This window comes from Mesorhizobium sp. M7A.F.Ca.ET.027.03.2.1, assembly GCF_003999175.1.
Taxonomy (GTDB): Bacteria; Pseudomonadota; Alphaproteobacteria; order Rhizobiales; family Rhizobiaceae; genus Mesorhizobium.
Genome location: NZ_RZOM01001037.1, coordinates 1 through 2208, shown reverse-complemented (window position 1 = coordinate 2208; position 2208 = coordinate 1). Strand labels below are relative to the sequence as shown.

Annotated in this window: 3 protein-coding genes and 1 pseudogene; 2 read left to right on the top strand and 2 right to left on the bottom strand. The window is 59.0% G+C overall.

Going from position 1 to position 2208, the window contains the following annotated elements:
* Both EN750_RS30785 and EN750_RS30780 read left to right on the top strand, forming a co-directional pair.
* On the top strand, positions 1-427 hold a 427-nt coding region (locus tag EN750_RS30785; RefSeq protein ID WP_145968069.1), incomplete at its 5' end, for a class I adenylate-forming enzyme family protein.
* 39 nt (positions 428-466) lie between these two features.
* Complete coding sequence (locus tag EN750_RS30780) at positions 467-733, top strand: acyl carrier protein (protein ID WP_127398978.1); 267 nt, start codon at positions 467-469, stop codon at positions 731-733.
* Between the two features lie 58 nt (positions 734-791).
* On the opposite strand, the gene EN750_RS30775 is transcribed toward EN750_RS30780, so the two are convergent.
* On the bottom strand, positions 792-1484 hold the full coding sequence (locus EN750_RS30775) for a class I SAM-dependent methyltransferase (RefSeq protein WP_164873900.1): 693 nt from the start codon (positions 1482-1484) through the stop codon (positions 792-794).
* Positions 1485-1598: 114 nt separating this feature from the next.
* Positions 1599-2208: pseudogene (locus tag EN750_RS30770) on the bottom strand (sugar ABC transporter substrate-binding protein); the annotation flags it as partial.

Below are 2208 nucleotides of genomic sequence, written 5' to 3'. Positions count from 1 at the left end.
GGGCTACTGGGGTAAGCCGGAGGCTACCGCGAGGAAGCTCAAGCCTGGCCCTTTGCCCGGCGAGCAGGTTCTGTACACCGGCGACTACTGCCGAATGGACGAGGAAGGCTACCTCTATTTTGTCGGCCGCAGCGATGAGATCATAAAATCGCGGGGAGAAAAGGTGGCGCCCAGGGAAGTCGAAAACGTGCTGATGGAAATCCCAGGAGTACGGGAAGCCGCGGTCGTTGGAGTTCCCGACGACCTCTTGGGGCAGGCAGTGAAAGCGTTTGTCGTCATGGAGCAAGGAACGATCATGGGCGAAAAGCAGCTGCGGATGGAATGTCAGAAGCGGCTGGAAAACTTCATGATTCCGAAGTCCATCCAGATTGTGTCCAGTCTACCGATGACGGACACGGGCAAGCTCAAGAAAATAGCGCTTTCATAAAGCGACACCTGGAAATCATTTGGATCGGAGGCCAATTCAATGCTGAGCACGAACAACAGAATTGACACCTACAGCGATCAGATACGCGCCTTTCTGGCGTCAAACTTCTACGTGGCCGACCCGCGTGCGCTGGAGGTTGAAACGTCGTTGCTCGACCAGGGCATCATAGACTCGACTGGAGTGCTTGAAGTTATCGGCTTCGTCGAGGAGACATTCGGCATCACTGTCGAGGACAATGAACTTCTGCCTGAGAATTTCGATTCCATCCAGGGAATTGCACGTTACGTCCTCAGCAAGGAAAACTGATCGCCGGGCTACGGTTTAAGGGCGTCTTCCCAACCGAGCGCGCAACCCATGGCGCGGCTCATACTGGCGCTTTGGCCCGTGCACAAACCACCCTGGCTTCACCAGCTTTGTTCGCAACCGTGCGAATGCTCTCGTAGGCTTTGGAACGCTCAACCAAATTCATGACTTGCCGGTCCTGGCCAAGCCCAACCTCGAAAAGCAGCATACCACCTTGCCGCAGATAGCGCCGCGCCTCCTTGATCACCCGCATATGAATGCTCAGGCCGTAAGGCCCAGCAGCGAACGCCTCACGTGGTTCAAGTTCCATCAGATGCGCGCGGTCGTTTTCGAGCCGCTTCTCGGAGATGTAAGGCGGGTTGCAAACGACCAGATCGATCGTGCCTTCGAGCTCTAGACCCGAGAAGGAATTGAACAGGTCGCCCTGCAGCACCGAAATGCGTCCGGCCAGGCCAAGATGGGCGACATTCCGGCAGGTGGTTTCGACACAGCTGTCAGTGAGATCGCTCGCCCAGACGCGCGCGGTGGGGACCTTGTATCCAATGGCGCAGGCGAGATTGCCCGCTCCGCAGCACATGTCCACGACACGCGGGACCGGCCGATTAAGTTCACGAAGCACATTGAGGGCGGTGCTGCCGAGCAATTCCGTCTCCGGGCGAGGGACGAGCACGCCGGGCGCGACAACCAACTTCAGCCCCATGAAGCCGATGCGGCCGGTGATGTAGGCGCTGGCGACATCTATTTCACCAATCACGACAACCCCGCTTTCTTGATTTGCCCATGCCCGATTTCTCAGGTCGCCCGGGTCTTCATGCCGTGAGGCGAGGCATCAGCCACCGTCGTTCCCGGGTCGGTTCACGTCGCGTAACTACTGGATCGCCGCGCTCTGCAGGTCGCTGCTGAACCTCACCTCGATGGTGTCTCCAGGCGCGACCTCAGTGTCCTGGTCGACCGGTCGACTTCTCGACGCGTCGCCGGCTCCACCGGTTATTGTGATCCGCGCCTGGAAGGTTTCGCCGGCGACCGGCAGTGGAAGAGCGGACGCCCCTGATGGCTGAAGCTTCTGGCTGGCTGCGTGGAGCCTTGCAGTGGTCTCGGCGAGGCGAAGGTCGGTGTCCCTCAACTCGTTCAGAAGGCCGATCCTTCGTTGATTTTCATTGCGTTCCTGCTGCCTGACGAAGTCTTCCTGCTGGCGCCGCGTTCTCATGAGTTCGACCGAGGTCTCGAGCGCCCGGCTCGACGACATCAGCACCGCACGTCTGACGTCGGCGAGCCTGCTGTTGGTCAGGTTGCCCGATTCGAACGATTTGGTGACCCGCGCCAGATCGCCCTCATCCTGTTTCACCGCTGCCGCTTCCGTCTGCTCGCGCTTGAGCAGAACCTCGACCTCAGCCTCGGCATCCTTGGCGGTCTTGTCGAGATAGCTTTGCTCCTGTTGAAAATTGTTCAGCGAAATTCTGAGACCCTCCGCTTCCGCC

What these genes read in the sequence shown, in the direction of transcription:
- EN750_RS30780 (WP_127398978.1), top strand. Translation starts at nt 467, where the DNA reads ATGCTGAGCACGAACAACAGAATTGACACCTACAGCGATCAGATACGC.